Origin of the sequence: uncultured Acetatifactor sp., from assembly GCF_948601915.1 — a bacterium.
In the GTDB taxonomy this organism is placed as follows: Bacteria; Bacillota; Clostridia; order Lachnospirales; family Lachnospiraceae; genus Acetatifactor.
In genome coordinates, this window is record NZ_CAPDXS010000103.1 from 1 (window position 1) to 20,166 (window position 20,166).

The window sequence follows — 20,166 nt, forward strand, 5'->3', positions numbered from 1 at the left end:
CCCCATCGCCTGTTTAGGTTATGCTATAGGAAGCAAGTGCAGCTTCCTATAGTCAATCGGCTAAGGTAACTGTAAGTTCTTATAGGTTATACTACTGCATCATCCTGCGTATAACCCTCAAGGGAATTCTCCTTTACCTGGATGCAGACATAACTGATGGCCGAATCCTCGGCTGCGAAAAACTGGCGCTTTGCGGCAGGAGAGACGCGGATCCAGTCCCCTGCCGTGAGCGCCACTGTCTCCCCGTCAATGACAGCTTTGCCGCTTCCGGATAGGATGGCGTAGATTTCTTCATTTTTCCTGTGGGAATGGACGAAGGGCACTCCTGCGCCTGCCGGAAGATGATTGACGCTTACCTCTGCGCCAGTCAGACCGAGCAGGTCATGAAGCTCTGTCCTCGCTTCCGGCCTTACGCTTACTTTGTTAAAATTTGCCATGGTATTACCTCCAGTCTTGTTGTAATAATATTTGTTACAACTATATTTATAACACTGACTGGTTGTAATGTCAATAGTTACATTAAACTTTTTCTTCTGCAATCATTTTCTGACTGTCATTTACGATATCCTGTATCGTCACTGACTTCATTTCTTTTTCCAATGCCATTTGTATCTGTTCCAGCCGTGCATCTAAAATAGAGTGGATATTCCGGCCCACAGGGCAGAGCGGGTTGGGATTTTCATGAAAATGGAAGAGCTTTCCGTCCTCTACGCACTCAACAGCTTCATAGACATCGAACAGCGTAATGGCATCCAGGGACTTGCAGATATCCGCGCCGCCGCTGCCTCGTATGACAGCTACGATTCCGGCTTTCTTCAATTGCTGCAGCAGCTTTCTGATGATGACAGAGTTTGCGTTTACGCTGGATGCAAGGAAGTCGCTGGTTATTTTGTGTTCTTCTTTAAAGGTCTCAATACAAATGAGTACGTGGACGGCAATGGTAAATCTGCTGGAAATCTGCATGGGGCACCTCGTCTGTGTCGTCAGGAACGACCGTCTTTTTATGATAGAGTATAGCAGACATAGGCTGATTTCTCAATGCTGTTTTTAGGGCTTAGGGATTTTGAGAGGGGAGGCGCTGTTATCGAATCCGGATGGAATGGAGCGGAAGAGGATTTAGGTTCAGGACGGCTTCGAGGATTTCCTCTCTGCGGCCTTTCGAATCTCCTTTTCAGGCACGCGGTAAAAGGCCTTTGCCATGGCGGCATCGAACCATACGGTTCGGTAGGCGAACCGCTGGAGCAGGATTTTCAAAGCCTTCGTTTTGCTGTATCTCCGGGTGTCCACGTCAGGGAACATCTCCGCGAATCGATACCATCCCCTGTCCCACTCTCCGTCATACTGGTCTTCGTAGAGCAGAAAGGCTTCCTGGAGCCGGTGTAGGATGGGGGTGATCTGTTTCACCAGCAATCCGGTCTCTTCCTTGAGCTGCTGTATGTTGAAAGGGCCGGCGTTTTCGATGAGGGTGAGGACTTCCGACTGCTGGGGGGTGGGGCGGGTCAGGGGCTTGCTGTATAGGCAGGCGAACAGTTCCATGTCCTCGGCCATGACCCATCCCAGGTTGCCGCCCGCAAACCGCCCTTTCACAAGCTTCCGCTGCAGCTGGCGCTGCCGGTTGAACTCCATGTCGTCGAAAGCGGCGCGGAAGGAGAGGACGGGAGGTTCCCCGAAGCCGTGCCAGTATACGTTCTGGCCGGGCTGGGTGTCCTGGTACAGGGCTATGTACTCGGTTTCGTCCGCTTTTCGGAGGAGACACTGGCGCTCCATGCGCAGAGAGGATTTTTTCGTCCGTTTCTGTTCTTCCTTTCGTTTGTTTCTGGTGTTGGCGCTGTTTTTTGCTGCTCTTGGGCGCCGATGTCAGGTTTGGGCATCTGGTGGTAAGCGGCAGAGGAAAGGCCGGGTTTCGGGCAATGCGTCCTGGAGCCTGATGCTTTGGTTCTGTATGGGGTCAGGCATTGTCCGCGCTGTTGCCAGGCTCGGCATTGCTCGATTCGGGCTCCATGGGGCGTATCGCCGTGTTCCGGGTCGCAGGAATAGTCGGTCAGCATGTCGCAGGGGATGTCCGGGCATTGGCCGCAGTGCAGGAAGCCTTTCTCCTGGCAGCATTTGGCTACGGGGCATTCCCCGTGGAAAGGGCGTCCCTCTGTCTCGATACAGCCGCCGCAGTTGCATGTCTCCTTGTATCCGCACCCGGTGCAGTGCAGTCCGCATCTTGAATCAACCATGTCAGTTACCTCCTTTTTTCCTCCACTATACCATTTTGAACATGACAACTGTATGTCATGTTGAGAGGTATATTGCATAACGCCGGAATTGTCCCTGGCGCTTTGTTGGCTTATCACTGCTTGCAAAGCAGGTAAAGGCCCTGCGGTGGGAATTGAACGCTGGCTGGATTTGTGCTATACTTTAGGCGGGTCAATTCGATAAAGAGGGATTTGAGGGGCTTTCACTATGAAGAAATTTTCGAAAGACATTCTGCGCGGGATGATTGTAAAGGGGCGCCTTCGGGAAGCGATGGCGTATTTGGAACAGTTCCCGGAAGCGGCAGCACTGTATCAAAAGGGCATGGACTTGTATCAGAAGGAACACTACCTTACTTACGATGTGGACGGGGAACTGAACGAAATACTCCTGATCTATCAAAAATATTACCGGGATGCCTTTTATCTGGAGCTCTCTGCTGAGGAGGCCGCGCAGCGGCTGCGGGAACGGTTGGCAGAACGGTTCCGGACTGCGCCCGATTTTTCGCTGGACAAGTTGGAGGAAATGGCCGGAGCAGCATTCCGCCGGAAGTCGTTCCATGCCCTGATGGGACGGACCAGTGGGTACTACGGTCCTTACATATGGAAAGTCGAGGAACTGAGGCATTACAAGGTGGAGCTGCCGGAGGGTACGCAGGACTACGCTGTTAAATTTCTGGATGGGTTCATCATGAAAAGCTGGCTGGATTACATTTCCTTCGGCGAGACAGGTACCGGAGGATGGTCCAACGGCGACGGTCTGATTCACTGCGTCAGAGCCGCCTGGGATCTGGAGTCAGAAGATTTCCAGGTGTCCCTCCTGAAGCACGAAGCCCAGCACGCCATGGACCAGGCCCGCTATAAGGACATCACAAACAAGGAGTTGGAATACCGGGCCAAGCTGGTGGAACTGATTTACTCCAAAGAGCGGAGGATGTTGGAGCGTTTCGTGAGTCAGGCCGACGCAACAAGGGCAGACAATGGGCACAGATTATCCGCTGAGCACATTGTAAGAGGATTCGAGATATGCCTGAAAAAAGACCGCGGCAGGCTGGCCGGGCTCCCCATTGAGACAGTGCAGACAGTCGCCCGGTCGCTTTTTGCAGAGAGCTGTAAAGAAATGGCGGCAAAATACCGCTGATCAGAGATCGTTCTCAGTATAAATCCCGGGCGGCGTCCAGTTCGGCTTTCATCCGCTCCACCATCTCCGGCGGCCCCAGGACTTTCACCTTTCTGCCGAAGCGCAGGAACCATTCCACGGCCTGTTCCCGGGTGGTGAAGCCCCATTCCGCATAGAGCCTGCCGTCTTCCTGCGGGGTGAAGCAGGCGGGGCCGTATTCCTCCACCAGGCGGTATTTCAGGGAGGGGTCGTAGAGGGCGGCGACCATGTAGTCGTTCGTCATGTGGGAGCCGAAGCGCTTTTTCTCCTCCGGGATTTCCCTGGGGGAGAAGGGCTCCTCCGTCACCTCCAGGTTCCACAGGCGGCGCAGCTTGTACAGACGGAAGTCCTGCCGCTGTCTGCAGAAGCCGAAGACGTACCAGTCAGACCATTTGAAGACCAGCAGGCAGGGCTCTATCAGCTTGTCCGCCTCGCCCTTTTCGTAGTAATAGCGGAAGGAGATGCACCGGGACGCCTGGATGGCGGCTTTCATCTGCTCCAGTTTGGAGGCCAGGTCGTCCTTGTAGTGGGAGGCCAGGTCGATGGCCATATGGTCGTCCAGGCTGACGGCCTGGCTGCCGCCGATCTTCCGGGCCAGGGTTTCACCGGAGGCGGAGCGGGAGACGCTGTCCAGGGACTTTAGTCCCGTGAAGATGGCCGCCAGCTCCTGTTTGGTGAAGACGGTGGTGTCCAGGGAGAAACCCTCCATGATGGAGATGCCGCCGCCCGCCCCCTGGGTGGTGACCAGGGGAATGCCGGCTTTGCAGATGTCCTCGATGTCCCGGTTGATGGTGCGGCGGGACACCTCGAACTTCTCGGCCAGGTAGGGGGCTGTGACGGTCTTTTGCTGCTGCAGGGTGGTGATGATGCCGATCAGGCGGTATATTTTCATGGGTGTGTCGGGCTCAGCTCCAGCGTCCTCTCATAGGACGCGATGACCGCATCGATGACAGCTCCCCGAAAGCCCGCCTCCTCCAGCCTGCGCACGCCCTGTATGGTAGTGCCGCCGGGGGAGCAGACGGCATCCTTCAAGGCGGCGGGATGCTGGCCGGATTCCAGGGCCAGCTTGGCGGTGCCTAAGAGCATCTGGGCCGCCAGCTCCATGGCCTGCTCCCTGGACAGGCCGCAGGCCACCCCGCCGTCCGCCATGGCCTCCAGGAAGATGTCCGCGAAGGCTGGGCCGCAGGCGGAGACGGCGGAGCCCGCGTCCATCCGGAATTCCGGGATGGAGGAGAACCTTCCGGCCCAGGCGAAGGCCTCCAGGAAGGCCTGCAGGTCGCTGTCCGCCACATTCTCGCTGCAGGCGTACTGCACCATTCCCGCCCCGATGGACACCGGGGTGTTGGGCATGATGCGGATCACGGGGTAGCTTCTGCCCGCCAGCTCCCGGATTCGGGCGATGGTCAGCCCCGTGGCCATGGTCACCAGAAGGAAGGGGCTCCTGCGAAGCGCCAGCACAGGGCTGATCTGGGCCAGCACCTCCTCCATGAGCTGAGGCTTCACGCCCAGGACGATGAAGTCCGCCTCCTTGGCGATCTCCTGATTGTCCGAGACCCGGGCCTCCAGCGCCTTGGACAGCGCCAGCGCCTTCTCCGGGGAGCGGTTGGCCAGGAGAATCCGGGAACCTTCTATAGTATGCCTGGCGGCCTGGGCCAGGGCGCCGCCCATGTTGCCCGTGCCGATGAATCCAAAAACCGTACTGTTCTTATCCATATGACATTCCCTCCTGCTTTCTCCTCAGGGTCATTCCCTGATTTGGCCTTCTCCGTAGATTACATACTTGCTGCTGGTGAGCTCCTCCAGCCCCATGGGGCCCCTGGCATGCATCTTCTGGGTGGAGATGCCGATCTCCGCCCCCAGGCCGAACTCGCCGCCGTCCGTGAAGCGGGTGGAGGCGTTGACATATACCGCCGCGGCGTCCACGGCGTCCAGGAAGCGCTGGGCCTTGAAGTAATTGTCCGTGACGATGCATTCGGAATGGCCTGTGCCGTGGGCATTGATGAAGGAGACGGCCTCCTGGCAGTCCCTGACAGTCCGTACCGCCAGGATGTAGTCGTCGTACTCCGCGTCCCAGTCCTTCTCCGACGCGGGGAGGGCCCGTCCGCCCAGGACACCCAGGGCCTGTCCGTCTGCCCGCAGCTCTACGTCATGCCTGTCAAGCAGGGGCAGGGCCTTCGCCCAGAAGGCTCCGGCGATGTCCTCCTGCACCAGCACGCACTCCACTGCGTTGCACACGGAGGGGCGGGAGCACTTGGCATTGTAGAGGATCTCCGCGGCCATGTCCAGGTTCGCCTCGCTGTCCACATAGATATGGCAGACCCCCTCGCCGGTGCGGATGACGGGGACGCTGGCCTCCTTCGCCACTGCCCGGATCAGGCCGGCCCCGCCCCGGGGGATCAGGACGTCCACATAGCCGTCCAGGTGCATCAGCTCATTTGCGCTCTCCCGGCTGGTGTCCTGGACCAGGCTGATACAGTCCGCGGGCAGCCCCACGGACACAAGGGCCTCCCGCATGAGGGACGCTGCGCAGCGGTTTGAGTGGATGGCTTCCTTACCGCCCCGCAGGATGCAGGCATTGCCTGACTTCAGGCACAGCGCCGCTGCGTCCACGGTGACGTTTGGCCGGGCCTCGTAGATGATGGCGATGACGCCCAGGGGCACCCTGCGCCTGCCGATGATCAGCCCGTTTGGCCGGGTCTCCATCCTGTCCACCCGTCCGATGGGGTCGGGGAGGGCGCAGATCTGCCGAATCCCGTCCACTATCCCTGCGATGCGCTCCGCCGTCAATGCCAGCCGGTCCAGCAGAGAGGGGCGCATCCCGGCCTCCCTGGCGGCGGCTATGTCCCGGGCATTGGCCTGCAGCCACTCCGCCTGCCTGTCTGTGAGTATGTTCGCCATGGCCTGCAGGGCGGCGTTCTTTTTCGCCGTGCCCGCGGTGGCCAGGGGGTAGGCGGCGGATTTTGCGGCCTGCCCCTGCTGTTGTAAGATGGTCATGTAGTCTCCTCCTGGTTTGTCTCGGTAAAAGATTTCCGTAGTTGCGGTCGGACGATTCAGAGGGCATCCGCCCCGGGGCCCGCCTACGCCCCTCCGCGTTTAACTGATACTGCGTCTGCCCGCTCCCGCATTCGCAAAACTCGCGCCTGCGCGCTCTTGCGTCTGCATTCGCAGGCGCGTTTTGCTCATTTGGAAGTGGGGTGCTGATCCAATGGCCCGGCTGCATTGCAATAGCTTGCATGCAGACAAGCCATTGGATTGCCGCCGCGCAGATGGAAAAATTTCGTCTGCCAGCCATGCCGCCGCGCCGCTTCAGGATCCAGCCGCCAGGAAGCGGGTGCCGATCTCCTGCCCCTCCACGATGCCGTAGAGGTCCTCCATGCGTGCCCCGTTGGCGATCACCATGTCGCAGCCCGCCTCCATGGCGATGCGGGCTGCGGAGAGCTTGGTGGCCATGCCGCCGGTGCCCCGCCAGGTGCCCGCGCCTCCGGCCATCTCCAGGATCTCCGGGGTCAGGGCGGCTACCCGGTGCAGCAGCTTTGCCTCCGGGTTGGACTTCGGATCCGCGTCATAGAGGCCGTCGATATCGCTGAGCAGTATCAGGAGATTGGCCCGGCACAGCTTCGCCACGATTGCGGAGAGGGTATCGTTGTCCCCCAGCACCTTGTGCCGCCCGGTCTCAATCTCGGCGGAGGAGACGGAGTCGTTCTCGTTCACCACCGGGATGACGCCCATCTCAAGCAATGCAAAGAAGGTCCCTTTCAGATGCTCCCGCCTGCCCTGGTCCTCCACATCCTCCCCGGTGAGCAGGATCTGGGCGGCGGACTGGCTGTACTCGGAGAAGCTTTGGTCGAAGATGTGCATCATCTGGCACTGTCCCACCGCGGCGGCCGCCTGCTTCATCCGAAGCTCCCCGGGGCGCTCCGGCAGGCCCAGCCTGGAGGTGCCCACCGCGATGGCGCCGGAGAACACCAATATCACCTCATGCCCCATCCCGTGCAGGTCCGAGAGAATCCGGGCCAGATGGTTCATGCGCCGCAGGTTCGGCGCGCCGGATTCATGGGTCAGGGTGGAAGTCCCTACTTTCACTACGATTCGCTTTTCGTCCTGTCTCAAAGGCTCATGCCTCCCTCGTATAAAATGCGGGCCGTGTGCTGCCCGTGAAAAAACTGATCCCAGTATAGCACAAGTCATTTTAAAAGAAAACAACAATTGTAATAGAAACGATATTTTGCTATAATGTGAGGAAAGGGAAGATTCTTTATTCCCGCGAGCAATGAGTCAAGCGGCCGTGCTTGCACGGCCAGTTGGCGAATGCCGCGAGGGTCAAATACCCCGCTGCTCTGCAGCGTTGCAAGCTTGATGCCCCGTTGCTTGCAGCGGGGTATTTGCTTTATAGAAGAAGCAGATAAGCTGCGGAAAGAGAGCGGAGAGGAATGGGGATGCAGAAGAGGCGGCCGGCCACAGGAGCTGGAAGAAAAGATGCCGCAAATGCTGTGGAGGACGTAAAGAGCGCGGCTGAAAGCAGGGAAGACGGACAGACGGAGCAGGAATATATCGTCCTGAACCGGCAGGAGGAAGAGGATACCCCGGAGGCGGGGAAGCGGAGCCTTGCGGATTACGCGGAGCTTGGACGCTACCAGTATTTCGACATGGCGGCCATCAGGAAGACCATGCGGCTGACCAAGGCAGTGGCCCAGAAGGCGGAGGCGCTGTGCCGGGAGGACAAGGTAAGCCTCCAGGATGTCCAGAGCGGATACGCCCAGGGCAGGAACGAGCTGGTGGGCGACGCCGTGGGAGAGGGCAGGGAGGGGAAGGCGGTCTTCCCCGTCCGCATCCTTTTTAACAGGGACAGCGCTCTGTATGCGGAGTGCCAGTGCGCGGAGTGCAGAAAGCATTACTACAGCATGTATTACAGGAGGGAGTACTGCGCCTATCTGGGAGCGCTGCTGCAGCGGGTGGAGGAGAACCTCAGGGACAAGAACCTGGGGGACGCCACGGACTGGCGGGGGATGCAGCTCATAAGGGCCTTTTATGAGAGCCATGCCAATACCGTGATGTCGGATGCCATAGGAAAGGCGGAGAGCATGACTTTGGTTCCCCGGGTGGTCCTGAAGAACGGGGAGCTGAAGGTCTCCTTCAAGGTGGGGGAGAAGAAGCTGTTCGTGGTGAAGGATCTCTTCGAGTTCTACACCAATGTCCAGGAGTCCAAGACCGCCTCCTATGGCAGCAGCACCAGCCTGAACCACAGCATCTCCAATTTTACGGAAAAATCCAGGCCATGGATCGACTTCATCGGCAGGATCGTGAAGGAGGAGCTGAACTTCGAGCGGAGGATGATAGAGGCCAACAGCTATTCCAGGCGGGCCGCCTCCAAGGACGGCGAGCTGGCCCTGAGCGGCTGGCGGCTGGACGAGCTCTACGGGCTGCTGGGAGAGAATCCCCTGGAATACGAGGACAGGGACAGCGATACGAAATGGAAGACGACCCTGTATGCGAAGGAGCAGAATCCGAAGATATCCATGACCATCCGCAAGAACGACTTGGGGCGGCCCAGGGAGTTCCATGGTATCACGGTGGACTGCCGCATGCCCCGGCTTTTCTACGGGGTGGGCACGGCCTACTACATCTGCGAGGCGGGGCTGTGCAGATTGGATACGGAATTCCTGCAGAAGATCCGCATCATGGCCCAGTTCTTCAACGGGGGCGCGCTGTCCTTCCAGGTGGGCAGGAACAAGCTGCCCCAGTTCTATTATTCCGTGCTGCCCCAGCTGGAGGGCGCGGTGGACATCATGGAGGAGAACGCCGAGGAGATAGCGGCCTTCCTGCCGCCCCAGGCCCGGTTCGTGTTCTATCTGGACGCGGCGGACGACAATATGAGCTGCCGGGTAGGGGCCAGGTATGGGGAGCAGGAATTCCGGGTGGTGGACTTCGGCGACAGGGAGGGGCCGCTGGAGCCCTTTAGAGAGGGCACCAGGGAGGAGGAGGCCCTGTTCCTGGCCAGGCAGTGGTTCCCCTACTGGGACAGCAGGGAGAAGGAGCTGAGCTGCCTGGGGGATGAGGGGCTCATGTTCCAGGTGCTGGACAAGGGCGTGGACGCGCTGCTGGCTTTGGGGGAGGTGCAGTGCACCAGGCGGTTCACCAACCTGAACATCGGGCGCAGGGTGCGGATGAGCGTGGGCATATCCGTGTCCAAAAACCTGCTGAACCTGGACATCGCCACCCAGGACGTGCCGCCAGAGGAGCTGCTGGACATCCTGAAGAGCTACAGACAGAAAAAGAAATACTACAGGCTGCGGAACGGGGATTTCCTGAGCCTGGAGCAGGACGCCCTGCAGACCCTGGCGGAGATGGCGGATTCCCTGCGGATGAGCCCCAGGGAACTTTTGAAGGGCAATGTAAAGCTTCCCCTGTACCGGGCTTTGTACCTGGACAAGCTGCTGGAGAAGAACGAGGAGATCTACAGCACCCGGGACAGCCATTTCCGGGAGATGGTGAAGGACTTCAAGACCGTTAACGACGCGGATTTCGAGGAGCCGCCCACCCTGCGGGAGATCATGAGGGGCTACCAGAGGAACGGCTACAGATGGCTTCGGACCCTGGAGGCTTACGGCCTGGGGGGAATCCTTGCGGACGACATGGGCCTGGGCAAGACCATCCAGGTGCTGGCCGTGCTGCTGGCGGCCAGGCAGGAGGGGAAGGAGGGCACGGCGCTGGTGGTGGCGCCCGCCTCGCTGGTGTACAACTGGGGCGAGGAGATACGCGCTTTCGCGCCCCAGCTCTCCCATTGCTTCATCACCGGGGGACAGGAGGAGAGACGGGAGAAGCTTTCCCATTACCGGGAGTACGATGTGGTGGTGACCTCCTACGACCTGCTGAAGCGGGACATCGAGAATTACGAGGACAAGGAGTTCAGCTATCACATCATCGATGAGGCCCAGTATATCAAGAACCATACCACGGCGGCAGCCAAGGCGGTGAAGGCGGTGAAGAGCAGGACCCGCTATGCCCTGACAGGGACGCCCATCGAGAACCGGCTCAGCGAGCTGTGGAGCATCTTCGATTTCCTGATTCCGGGATATCTGTACGGGTATGATGTGTTCCGGAGCGACTTCGAGGCCCCCATTGTCCGAAATGAGGACCAGGGGGCGCTGGAGCGGCTGCAGCGCATGACAGGGCCCTTTATCCTGCGCAGGATGAAGGAGAACGTGCTGAAGGACCTGCCGGAGAAACTGGAGGAGAACCGGTACGTGAAGTTCGATTCCGGACAGCAGAAACTGTATGACGCGCAGGTAGTCAATATGAAGCAGCGGATCGGCATGCAGGACGCCCAGGAGTTCCAGCGGAACAAGATACAGATTCTGGCGGAGCTGATGAAGCTGCGGCAGATTTGCTGCGACCCGGGGCTGTGCTTTGAGGACTACCGGGGCGAGTCCGCCAAGCTGGAGGCCTGCGTGGACCTGGTGCGCAGCGCCGTGGAGGGCGGCCACAAGATACTGCTGTTCTCCCAGTTCACCTCCATGCTGGAGCTGATTGGGAAGCGCCTCGATCAGGAGCAGGTCAGCTTCTATACCATCACCGGGGCCACCCCCAAGGAGAAGCGCCTGCAGTTGGTGAAGGCCTTCAACGGGGACGACACCAAGGTATTCCTGATCTCCCTGAAGGCGGGAGGCGTGGGCCTGAACCTGACGGGGGCGGACGTGGTCATCCACTACGATCCCTGGTGGAACCTGGCGGTGCAGAACCAGGCCACGGACCGCACCCACCGCATCGGCCAGACGAAGATGGTAGTGGTGTACCGGCTGATAGCGAAGGGCACCGTGGAAGAGAAGATACAGGAGCTCCAGGAGAGCAAGCGTGCCCTGTCGGAGCAGGTGATCTCCGGGGACGCGGGGCAGTTGGGCGGGATGACCAAGGAGGACTTTTTGTCCCTGCTTTCCTAGTGCCCCGGCGCAGGAATCCTTGCATCGGTATACAGGCCCGGAAAAAAATTTTCGTACAGGGGAATATTTTCCATATCTTGTCCATATACTGGTAGAAAAGGACTTAAAACAGTTCTGTGAAAGGAGAAGTCTATGGCAAGAGGACAGCGTAAGACCATTGAGGAAAAGATAGCGGCAAAGCAGGAGCTCATCGAGGCTCTGGAGACCAGAGTGGAGTCGGAGAAGCGGGAGCTGGAGGAGCTGTATATGGAGAAGAAGCGCAAGGAGCTGGAGGCCGTGAGCGACATCATGGCCGAGTCGGGACTGGGGCCGGAGGAAGTGGCGGAGGTTCTGCAGGAGTATCTGGAGCGCAGGGAGCAGGCCGCCTCCTAGCGCGGATGTAATGGGAATAGAAAAATGGCTGGAAATGTTTCGCCTATGGAGAATCCGGGGACAGGAGAGAGCTGCCCCGGATTTTCCGCATGTAAGCCTGGGCGGCGCAAGTGCCTCGGAACGCAAAATAGTACATAGGGGAAGGGATTTCGGGCAAAAAAGTACATTGCACTTTTCCGGGAGAAAGCATATACTTTGTCGGAAACAATCTCCTCCGCCTCATCGTCGATGGGCAGGGGATTTCGGAAAAGAGGTATGGACATGACGAAAGATATGACGCAGGGAAGCCCCATGAAACTGATCCTGGGATTTTCCGTTCCGCTTTTATTCGGATTCCTGTTCCAGCAGTTCTACAGCCTGGTGGATACGGTGATCGTAGGCCGCATCCTGGGCACGGACAGCCTGGCGGCAGTGGGGGCCACGGGCTCCGTGAACTTCCTGATCATCGGCTTCTGCATGGGCGTGTGCAGCGGATTCTCCATCCCTGTGGCCCACAAGTTCGGCGCACGGGACTTTGAGGACCTGCGCAGGTATGTGGCCAACTGCGTCTGGCTGTCCCTGGGATTCGCGGCAGTGCTGACCCTGCTCACCGCCTCGCTGGCCAGGCAGATCCTGGTCTGGATGCGCACGCCCGCGGACATCATCGACAGGTCTCATGACTACATATGGGTAATATTTCTGGGGATTCCGGTGACCTTCCTCTACAATATGACCTCCGGCGTCATACGGGCCCTGGGGGACAGCAGGACGCCGGTGATCTTCCTGGTGATGTCCTCCTTCCTGAACGTGGGGCTGGACCTTTTCTTCATCGTGAACCTCCATATGGGAGTGCAGGGGGCGGCCTGGGCCACCGTGATCTCCCAGGGGGTGTCGGGGGCCTGCTGTCTGCTGTTCATGGTGAAGAAGTTCGAGATCCTGCGGATACGGCGGGAGGAGTGGAGGCCGGACGGCCATAGGATGAGGATGCTGTGCGGCATGGGGGTGCCCATGGGGCTGCAGTATTCCGTCACGGCCATCGGCAGCGTGATCCTCCAGAGCGCCACCAATACGCTGGGCTCCGGGGCCGTGGCCGCCGTCACCGCTTCGGGGCGGATCAACGGGTTCCTGGCCTGCCCCTTTGATGCCATGGGCTCCACCATGGCCACCTACGGCGGGCAGAACATCGGGGCGAAGCGGCTGGACCGCATCGGCCAGGGACTGAAATCCTGCGTCATGCTGGGGATAGGGTACTCCGTGATCGCGCTGCTGGTGAGCGTCTTTTTGGGCAGGCCGCTGGCGGAGCTGTTCCTGGAGGCCTCCGAGGGCGAGATCATCGGCAACGCCCGGATGCTGATGATCTACAATACCGCTTTCTACGCCCTGCTGGCCCTGGTGAATATCATACGCTTCCTGATACAGGGCATGGGATTCCCCGCCTTCGCCATCCTGGCGGGTGTGTTCGAGATGGTGGCCAGAGGCATCGTGGGATTCGCGCTGGTGCCCATGCTTGGATTCACGGGAGTGGCGTTGGGGAACCCGCTGGCATGGCTGTTCGCGGACCTGTTCCTGATTCCGGCCTACTTCCATGTGCGCAGGACGCTCACGAAGCAGCTTTCGGATCCGGAGAGCCGGGAGAGGGCTTAGTTCCGGTGTACCGGACTTCCGTAAAAAAGGACATGGCAATGCCCCACCGTCACAGCCCGGACGGTGGGGCATCGTCAACGCAGTATCTTCCGGATGGAGTCCAGGGACAGATGATAGAGCTCCGCAAGGCTCTCCGCGTCCGCCCCGGCCTGATGGCTTTCCCGGATTTCCGCATTCCGCTTCTTATAATATGCCCGGGCCCCGGAGGTCTCCCCCCAGGGCTTTTTCGGCTCTGCGCTGGGAATGTACAGGGTCTCGCCGGAGACATACCGCTGCAGCTCCCTGAGGAGCCTGTCCGGCAGGATGTCCTGGGCGTTTTTATGCTTTCTTCCATTCCCTCCGGGGATTTACTGACTGGCCTCCAGCTTCCTGGACGCGAAGGCGATCTCCTGCTCCAGGTAGTCCGGCACCGGGGTGTTGCTGTTGCGCAGCTTCTGGCGCAGCATGCTCAGCTTCTGCACCCGCTGTCCGGACAGGATCCGCTGGCGGCTGAGCAGCTCCGAGAACATGGGGTTCTGCTCCAACCCTGCGTCCATGGAGGCGGGGAGAGGGCAGTACAGGAACAGGATTCGGCGTGCCACCTTGTTCATCCTGGCCGAGCCGCTGCTCTCGTAGAAAATCCAGGTGATATAGTCCCTGACGAACATCTCCCGGAAGCTGTTCTTGGCCCGAACCAGGCTGTTCTGCAGCTTCTCCTTGGCATCCTTGCTCAGCTCCGTGTTCTTCTTGTAGAACTGCATGTAGTCGAAGTATTCGCTGGTCAGGGAGGGCTCCGACACATCGTTCCAGCGGCCGCTCTGGATGCGCTTGCACATCTCCCAGCGGAATTCGCCGGTCATGCGGACGATTGCCGTGTCCAGGCTCTCCATGTAGAACGCGGGCAGGATCATGCGGCTGGGGCTGTTGCGCTTGCGGCCCTCGATCTCCTGCCACAGGGAGCCCCTGATTCCGGCGTTGGGCATCAGGATGATGTCGGGCAGGTATTCCACATGCATGGGCTCCCGGTTCATGACCTGGGCCAGCTCGTAATCGATGGTCTCACGGTAGAAGGCGGAGAAGTCCACCTTCTTCAGCATAGTCAGGGCGCTCTCTATCTTTTCCGGTGTGACGAAGGAGTCCCGCAGGTCCTTTAGCATGTTCTCGGCGGTGAACAGGGGGCAGAAGGTGGTCACCCGGCCATAGGTCACCTTGTTGGCGCTGGGGAAGAGGTTCTCCAGCTCATAGCGCACCTTCGCCATGCAATCGTTCTCCAGCTCGGCCACCTGTGCGGCGGTGAGGTTGTTCTTTTTCTTCTGCAGGTAGACGAAGTCGTCGTAATCCTCGTCCAGCTCGCTGCGGCTGGGGTTCTTCTCCCCGTCATAGATGGCCAGCAGCCAGTCGTAGAAGGTGTAGACGCCCATCTGGCCCGGCTCGCTCATATAGCTGGCCAGGCGGTAGAGGGCGACAGCGTTGTCTTCCCCTGCCAGCTTCTCGTCCACATAGCCGAAATAGAGGAACATCCGCACGGGGAGGGGCATGCCGGACACGGACAGGGAGCGGAGGAACACCTCCGTGTACAGGAGATAGAATTCGTCCGTGAGCTTCCTGCGCAGACGGGTGCACTCGTCGTCCGTGGAATTTTTGTCCTTGGTGTCCCGGTAGAGGACCACATGCTCCCGGAAGGCCGCTTCCTTGTCGCCGTCGAGTCCGGCATAGTCCAGGATGGTCTCCAGGGAGCCCTCCAGGAGCTGGAGGATGTCCGCATCGGAGCCGTCCCCGGTGCCTGTGGACGCCTGGGGATGCTGGAGGGCGCCCTCCTTCCGGCGGAAGGCTTCCACACGGGTCTCGGCCTGGGCCTCGGGAGGGATTTCATATTCGTCGGGCAGGCAGAGCATCTGGGAGATGCTTTCGTACAGCCCGCCTGTGTCCTGCCCCTCCTGGCGGAGGCGGTAGTAGAGCTTGGTCATGGCATCGAAGAGGTCGTTCCCCGAGGGATTGAAATAGCAGTCTATGATCTGGGAGCGGTACTGGGCCTGGGCCTCCAGCACCCGGTAGGACTTGTTCAGGTCCAGGGAGCCCTTACGGAGCGCCCCCAGGGACAGCCCCGGCTCCTGCAGCAGCACGCCTGCGTCCGCGCCCATGTAGATGCGCTGCAGCGCGGAATAATACCTGCTCAGCCATTCATCGCAGGAGTCCTCCAGGCTGGGTGCGATCGCCTCCACCTCCGGGGGGATCCGGGAGGGGGCCTTGTGCCGCTCGCACAGGTCCGCGTACAGGGCGCAGTCCGTCTGAAGCCTGCGATAGAGATTGGCGCTGCTGACCTCGGACACGGAACACTGCTCCAGCATGGCGTCGAACTGGCGCAGCAGGGAGAGGAGGAACAGCTTGGCGATTTCGGGGCGCACCTGCATGAGATTGCCCAGGGCCTCCAGGCTGGTCAGGGGGTAGGGTATGAGGGTGGTGTCCTCCAGGGCGGTGTAGGTCAGAAAGTGTATCTCCGAGCATATCTCGCAGATGCCCGCCACATCGCCGTTTCGGATCTGATAGGAACCTCCTGGGCACTGTACCTCCACTCGCCCCTGGGAAATCAGGTACAATGTGGTCATTGGCTGTTCACTGCTGCAGATGGTCTTGTGTTTTTCGATGACGATTCCTGGCATAGTGCGTTTCCTTTCTTATTAAAATCGCTGCGCGATGGCTCTAAAGCTAAAGTCCGCTCGGCGCACACATCCTGAGAGAAACTTTCATTCGAAGTGCACTCATGAAAGTTCCTCTCGTGCGCCTTCGGGACTTTAGTGTTCGGCTTTAGTGTTCAGGTTCTTCTGTGCCGTGGACAGCATCAGCTTGATCCGGTTCAGCTGGTTCACTTCGCTGGCGCCGGGGTCGTAGTCGATGGCCACGATATTGGACTCCGGATAGCGCTTGCGCAGGGCCTTGATGACCCCCTTGCCCACCACATGGTTGGGCAGGCAGCCGAAGGGCTGGGTGCACACGATGTTGGGCACGCCCTCGCGGATCAGCTCCACCATCTCCCCGGTGAGGAACCATCCCTCTCCGGTCTGGTTGCCGATGGAGACGATAGGCTCCGCGTAGGAGGCGATTGTCCGGATGGGCGAAGGAGGGGTAAAGTGCCTGGATTTCCGGAATTCCTTCACCATGCTGCCACGGAGCACATGCTCTATGGCCCAGATGCCCAGGGCGCAGGCGCGGGCGGTTTTTTTGCTGGTGCCCAGATGCTCCGCCTTGTAGATCTGGTTGTAGAAGCAGTAGAGCATGAAGTCCATCAGGTCAGGCACCATGGCCTCTGCCCCTTCGCTCTCCAGAAGCTCCACCAGATGATTGTTGCCCGCGGGGGAGAACTTCACCAGGATCTCCCCCACGATGCCCACCCGGGGCTTCTTGACGTCCAGGATGGGGACCGCATCGAACTCCCGGATGATGTTCCGGCACATCCTGCCGAATCCCAACAGGTTCACATGCTTCGCGGAGACGAAATCCTGTACTTTTTTTACCCATTTCCTGTGCAGAGCGTCTACGCTGCCCGGGGTGGCTTCATAGGGGCGCATCCGGTATACGCAGCGCATGAAGATGTCGCCGAACTGGGCGGCCAGAGCCGCGCGGATCAGCAAGTCGGCGTTCAGGTGGAAGCCGGGATTGCTCTCGATGCCGGCAAGGTTCAGGGAAATCACGGGAATCTGCTCCATGCCCGCCTTCTGCAGGGCCCTGCGGATGAAGCCCACGTAGTTGGTGGCCCGGCAGCCCCCTCCGGTCTGGCTCATGACGATGGCAGTCTTGTGCAGGTCGTATCGTCCCGACTGCAGGGCCTCCATGATTTGCCCCACCACCAGCAGGGAGGGGTAACAGGCGTCATTGTTCACATATTTCAGCCCCACATCCACGGAATGGCGGTTGTCGTTGTCCAGGACTACGAAATTGTAGCCGCAGGCGCTGAAGGCCGGCTGCATGATCTCGAAGTGGATGGGGGACATCTGGGGGCAGATGATGGTATAGTCCCTGCGCATCTGCTCGGTGAAGGGCACCTTCTCTATGGCGGAGGAGTGGAGCGTGCGCTCCTTATGGCTCTTCTCCCGCACCTTGATGGCGGAGAGCAGGGAGCGCACCCGGATCCTGGCGGCCCCCAGATTGTTCACCTCATCGATCTTCAGGCAGGTGTATATCTTGCCGGAGCCGGACAGGATGTCGTTCACCTGATCCGTGGTCACCGCGTCCAGGCCGCAGCCGAAGGAGTTCAGCTGGATCAGGTCCAGGTAGTCCACCGTCCGCACGAAGCTGGCTGCGGCATAGAGCCTGGAGTGGTACATCCACTGATCCGAGACAATCAGGGGCCTCTCCGGGCAGCCCAGGTGGGAGACGGAGTCCTCCGTCAGCACCGCCAGGTCGAAGGAGGCAATCATCTCCGGCAGGCCGTGGTTGATCTCCGGGTCGATGTGGTAAGGGCGTCCGGCCAGGACGATGCCGCGCTTTCCGGTCTCCTGGAGCCAGGCGATGGTCTCCTCCCCCTTCTTCCTCATGTCCATGCGGGTGCGGTCCAGCTCCTCCCAGCCGGCGGCCGCGGCGGCAGCCACCTCCCTGGCGGGCAGCTCCGCGAACTCCCTGGTCAGGGCCTCCGTGACGGTGGAGATGTCCCGGAAGGACAGGAAGGGATTGCGCAGCGTTGCCTGTCCGTTTCCGATGGCCTCCACATTGTTCTTGATGTTCTCGGAGTAGGAGGTGACGATGGGGCAGTTGTAATGGTTGGTGGCCCCCTCCACCTCGTCCCGCTCATAGAACAGGGCGGGGTAGAAGACGAAGTCCACCTTCTGCCTGATCAGCCACTCCACATGCCCGTGGGCCAGCTTGGCTGGGTAGCACTCCGATTCGCTGGGGATGGACTCGATGCCCAGCTCGTAGATCTGGCGGTTGGAGCTGGGGGAGAGGACCACCCGGTATCCCAGCTTCGTGAAAAAGGTATGCCAGAAGGGATAGTTCTCGTACATGTTCAGCACCCTGGGGATGCCCACCGTGCCCCTGGGAGCCTGGTCCGGGGCCAGGGACTCATAGGAGAACAGGCGCTTTAACTTGTAGTCGAAGAGATTGGGCACATCGTGGGCATTCTTCTGTCCGCCGATGCCCCGCTCGCAGCGGTTGCCGGAGATATACTGACGGCCTCCCGAGAATTTATTGATGGTGAGGCGGCAGCTGTTGGTGCAGCCCCGGCACTTCGCCATGCTGGTCTCGTACTTCAGGGCGCAGAGCTTCTCGTAGGAGAGCATATGGGTCATGTAGCCCTCCTCGAAGCGCTCCCTGGCGATCAGCGCCGCGCCGAAAGCGCCCATGATGCCCGCGATATCGGGCCGGATGGCCTGGCAGTCCGCGATTTTCTCAAAGCTGCGCAGGACGGCGTCATTGTAGAAGGTGCCGCCCTGGACGACGATGTTGCGCCCAAGCTCAGAGGCATCGGATACCTTGATGACCTTGAACAGGGCGTTCTTGATCACGGAGTAGGCCAGCCCCGCGGAGATGTCCGGGACCCCCGCGCCCTCCTTCTGGGCCTGTTTCACCCTGGAGTTCATGAACACGGTGCAGCGGGTGCCCAGGTCGATGGGATGCTCCGCGAAGACGGCGGCCTCCGCGAAATCCTCCACGCTGTAGTTCAGGGATTTGGCGAAGGTCTCGATAAAGGAGCCGCAGCCCGAGGAGCAGGCCTCGTTGAGCAGCACGCTGTCCACCGCGTGGTCCTTGATCTTGATGCATTTCATGTCCTGGCCCCCGATGTCCAGGATGCAGTCCACATCGGGGTTGAAGAAGGCGGCGGCATAGTAATGGGCCACGGTCTCCACCTCGCCGTCGTCCAGGAGGAACGCGGCCTTCATCAGGGCCTCGCCGTAGCCTGTGGAGCAGGAGCGCACGATGCGCACGCCCTCCGGCAGCTGCTCATGGATCTCCTTCAGGGAGCGGATGGCGGTCTTCAGAGGGCTGCCGTCATTATTGCTGTAGAAGGAATAGAGCAGGGAGCCGTCCTCCCCCACCAGAGCGATTTTGGTGGTGGTGGAGCCGGCGTCGATGCCCAGGAACGCGTTGCCTTTATAGTCGGCCAGGCGGGCCGTGCCCACATGGGCTTTCCTGTGGCGCTCCCTGAAAGCGTCATAGGAGGCCCTGTCGGCGAAAAGGGGTTCCATGCGCTCTACCTCGAACTCCATCTTGATATCGGAGGAAAGCCTGCGCAGCATCTCCTCCATGGAGCAGGAGACGTCCTCCTTTGCGTTCAGGGCGGAGCCTATGGCGGCGAACAGATGGGAGTTGTCCGTATTGACGGTGTGCCTGTCGTCAAGATGCAGCGTCCGGATGAAGGCCGCCTTGAGCTCCGACAGGAAATGCAGCGGGCCGCCCAGGAACGCCACATATCCCCGGATGGGCTTGCCGCAGGCCAGGCCGGAGATGGTCTGGTTCACCACGGCCTGGAAGATGGAGGCGGCCAGATCCTCCTTTGTGGCCCCCTCGTTGATCAGGGGCTGGATGTCCGTCTTGGCGAACACGCCGCAGCGGGCGGCGATGGAGTAGAGGGACTTGTAGTTTTTGGCGTATTCGTTTAGCCCGGCGGCGTCCGTCTGGATTAGGGATGCCATCTGGTCGATGAAGGAGCCGGTGCCCCCGGCGCAGATGCCGTTCATGCGCTGTTCCACATTGCCGCCCTCGAAATATATGATCTTCGCGTCCTCGCCGCCCAGCTCGATGGCCACGTCCGTCCTGGGCGCAAGCTCCAGCAGGGCGGAGGACACGGCGATGACCTCCTGGGTGAAGGGCACCTCCAGGCAATTTGCCAGGGTCAGGCCGCCGCTTCCCGTGATCATGGGAT

Annotated in this window: 15 protein-coding genes; 4 read left to right on the forward strand and 11 right to left on the reverse strand. The window is 60.0% G+C overall.

The window, feature by feature from the left end; all coding sequences use genetic code 11:
* Positions 1–86 precede the first annotated feature (86 nt).
* The 4 genes from Q2B33_RS16505 to Q2B33_RS24565 all read right to left on the reverse strand — a co-directional run bounded on the left by Q2B33_RS16505 (position 87) and on the right by Q2B33_RS24565 (position 2,303).
* Positions 87–437, reverse strand: a complete 351-nt coding sequence (locus Q2B33_RS16505) for a cupin domain-containing protein (protein WP_300565578.1) — start codon at positions 435–437, stop codon at positions 87–89.
* An 82-nt stretch (positions 438–519) separates the two neighbouring features.
* Positions 520–963 (reverse strand): Rrf2 family transcriptional regulator, encoded by a 444-nt coding sequence (locus Q2B33_RS16510; RefSeq protein WP_300565580.1) that lies wholly within the window; start codon positions 961–963, stop codon positions 520–522.
* Positions 964–1,122: 159 nt separating this feature from the next.
* Positions 1,123–1,767, reverse strand: coding sequence for a hypothetical protein (locus Q2B33_RS16515; RefSeq protein WP_300565582.1), 645 nt, complete (start codon positions 1,765–1,767; stop codon positions 1,123–1,125).
* Positions 1,719–2,303: a DUF3795 domain-containing protein gene (locus tag Q2B33_RS24565; protein WP_334305367.1), complete on the reverse strand. Its 585-nt coding sequence runs from the start codon at positions 2,301–2,303 to the stop codon at positions 1,719–1,721. The genes Q2B33_RS16515 and Q2B33_RS24565 overlap by 49 nt, the downstream gene beginning before the upstream one ends.
* Positions 2,304–2,451: 148 nt before the next feature.
* Between Q2B33_RS24565 and Q2B33_RS16525 the strand changes: the two genes are divergently transcribed.
* On the forward strand, positions 2,452–3,381 hold the full coding sequence (locus Q2B33_RS16525; protein ID WP_300565584.1) for a hypothetical protein: 930 nt from the start codon (positions 2,452–2,454) through the stop codon (positions 3,379–3,381).
* 13 nt (positions 3,382–3,394) lie between these two features.
* On the opposite strand, the gene Q2B33_RS16530 is transcribed toward Q2B33_RS16525, so the two are convergent.
* The 4 genes from Q2B33_RS16530 to proB form a co-directional block, all read right to left on the reverse strand.
* Positions 3,395–4,291 (reverse strand): YafY family protein, encoded by an 897-nt coding sequence (locus Q2B33_RS16530; RefSeq protein ID WP_300565586.1) that lies wholly within the window; start codon positions 4,289–4,291, stop codon positions 3,395–3,397.
* Positions 4,288–5,112 carry a pyrroline-5-carboxylate reductase gene (gene proC, locus Q2B33_RS16535; protein ID WP_300565588.1) on the reverse strand — a complete coding sequence of 275 codons (825 nt, stop codon included), beginning with the start codon at positions 5,110–5,112 and terminating at the stop codon, positions 4,288–4,290. The genes Q2B33_RS16530 and proC overlap by 4 nt, the downstream gene beginning before the upstream one ends.
* 30 nt (positions 5,113–5,142) lie before the next feature.
* The gene (locus Q2B33_RS16540; RefSeq protein WP_300565590.1) at positions 5,143–6,393 is read right to left on the reverse strand and encodes a glutamate-5-semialdehyde dehydrogenase; all 1,251 of its coding nucleotides are present in this window, start codon (positions 6,391–6,393) and stop codon (positions 5,143–5,145) included.
* A 312-nt stretch (positions 6,394–6,705) separates the two neighbouring features.
* Positions 6,706–7,509, reverse strand: coding sequence for a glutamate 5-kinase (proB, locus tag Q2B33_RS16545; RefSeq protein ID WP_300565592.1), 804 nt, complete (start codon positions 7,507–7,509; stop codon positions 6,706–6,708).
* 326 nt (positions 7,510–7,835) lie between these two features.
* Here proB and Q2B33_RS16550 point away from each other — a divergent pair, with 326 nt between their 5' ends.
* The 3 genes from Q2B33_RS16550 to Q2B33_RS16560 all read left to right on the forward strand — a co-directional run bounded on the left by Q2B33_RS16550 (position 7,836) and on the right by Q2B33_RS16560 (position 13,331).
* Positions 7,836–11,336, forward strand: a complete 3,501-nt coding sequence (locus Q2B33_RS16550) for a DEAD/DEAH box helicase (protein WP_300565595.1) — start codon at positions 7,836–7,838, stop codon at positions 11,334–11,336.
* Positions 11,337–11,468: 132 nt separating this feature from the next.
* Complete coding sequence (locus Q2B33_RS16555; protein ID WP_296463881.1) at positions 11,469–11,708, forward strand: hypothetical protein; 240 nt, start codon at positions 11,469–11,471, stop codon at positions 11,706–11,708.
* Positions 11,709–11,969: 261 nt separating this feature from the next.
* The gene (locus tag Q2B33_RS16560; protein ID WP_300565598.1) at positions 11,970–13,331 is read left to right on the forward strand and encodes an MATE family efflux transporter; all 1,362 of its coding nucleotides are present in this window, start codon (positions 11,970–11,972) and stop codon (positions 13,329–13,331) included.
* Between the two features lie 74 nt (positions 13,332–13,405).
* Here the strand turns inward: Q2B33_RS16560 and Q2B33_RS24570 are convergent, their stop codons facing one another.
* The 3 genes from Q2B33_RS24570 to Q2B33_RS16575 all read right to left on the reverse strand — a co-directional run.
* Positions 13,406–13,678: a CD3324 family protein gene (locus tag Q2B33_RS24570; RefSeq protein WP_300565679.1), complete on the reverse strand. Its 273-nt coding sequence runs from the start codon at positions 13,676–13,678 to the stop codon at positions 13,406–13,408.
* Positions 13,679–15,970, reverse strand: coding sequence for a hypothetical protein (locus Q2B33_RS16570; RefSeq protein WP_300565600.1), 2,292 nt, complete (start codon positions 15,968–15,970; stop codon positions 13,679–13,681). It lies immediately after the preceding gene.
* A 132-nt stretch (positions 15,971–16,102) separates the two neighbouring features.
* Positions 16,103–20,166 (reverse strand): acyl-CoA dehydratase activase-related protein (locus Q2B33_RS16575; RefSeq protein ID WP_300914117.1); only part of this gene is annotated, 4,064 nt, incomplete at its 5' end.

Bases quoted from the DNA above. Each gene is read 5' to 3' on its own strand.
- Q2B33_RS16540 (WP_300565590.1), bottom strand. From the start codon at position 6,393: ATGACCATCTTACAACAGCAGGGGCAGGCCGCAAAATCCGCCGCCTAC.
- Q2B33_RS16505 (WP_300565578.1), bottom strand. From the start codon at position 437: ATGGCAAATTTTAACAAAGTAAGCGTAAGGCCGGAAGCGAGGACAGAG.
- Q2B33_RS16555 (WP_296463881.1), top strand. From the start codon at position 11,469: ATGGCAAGAGGACAGCGTAAGACCATTGAGGAAAAGATAGCGGCAAAG.
- Q2B33_RS16515 (WP_300565582.1), bottom strand. From the start codon at position 1,767: ATGGAGCGCCAGTGTCTCCTCCGAAAAGCGGACGAAACCGAGTACATA.
- Q2B33_RS24565 (WP_334305367.1), bottom strand. From the start codon at position 2,303: ATGCAATATACCTCTCAACATGACATACAGTTGTCATGTTCAAAATGG.
- Q2B33_RS16525 (WP_300565584.1), top strand. From the start codon at position 2,452: ATGAAGAAATTTTCGAAAGACATTCTGCGCGGGATGATTGTAAAGGGG.
- Q2B33_RS16530 (WP_300565586.1), bottom strand. From the start codon at position 4,291: ATGAAAATATACCGCCTGATCGGCATCATCACCACCCTGCAGCAGCAA.
- Q2B33_RS16510 (WP_300565580.1), bottom strand. From the start codon at position 963: ATGCAGATTTCCAGCAGATTTACCATTGCCGTCCACGTACTCATTTGT.
- Q2B33_RS16570 (WP_300565600.1), bottom strand. From the start codon at position 15,970: ATGCCAGGAATCGTCATCGAAAAACACAAGACCATCTGCAGCAGTGAA.
- Q2B33_RS16560 (WP_300565598.1), top strand. From the start codon at position 11,970: ATGACGAAAGATATGACGCAGGGAAGCCCCATGAAACTGATCCTGGGA.
- proC (WP_300565588.1), bottom strand. From the start codon at position 5,112: ATGGATAAGAACAGTACGGTTTTTGGATTCATCGGCACGGGCAACATG.
- Q2B33_RS16550 (WP_300565595.1), top strand. From the start codon at position 7,836: ATGCAGAAGAGGCGGCCGGCCACAGGAGCTGGAAGAAAAGATGCCGCA.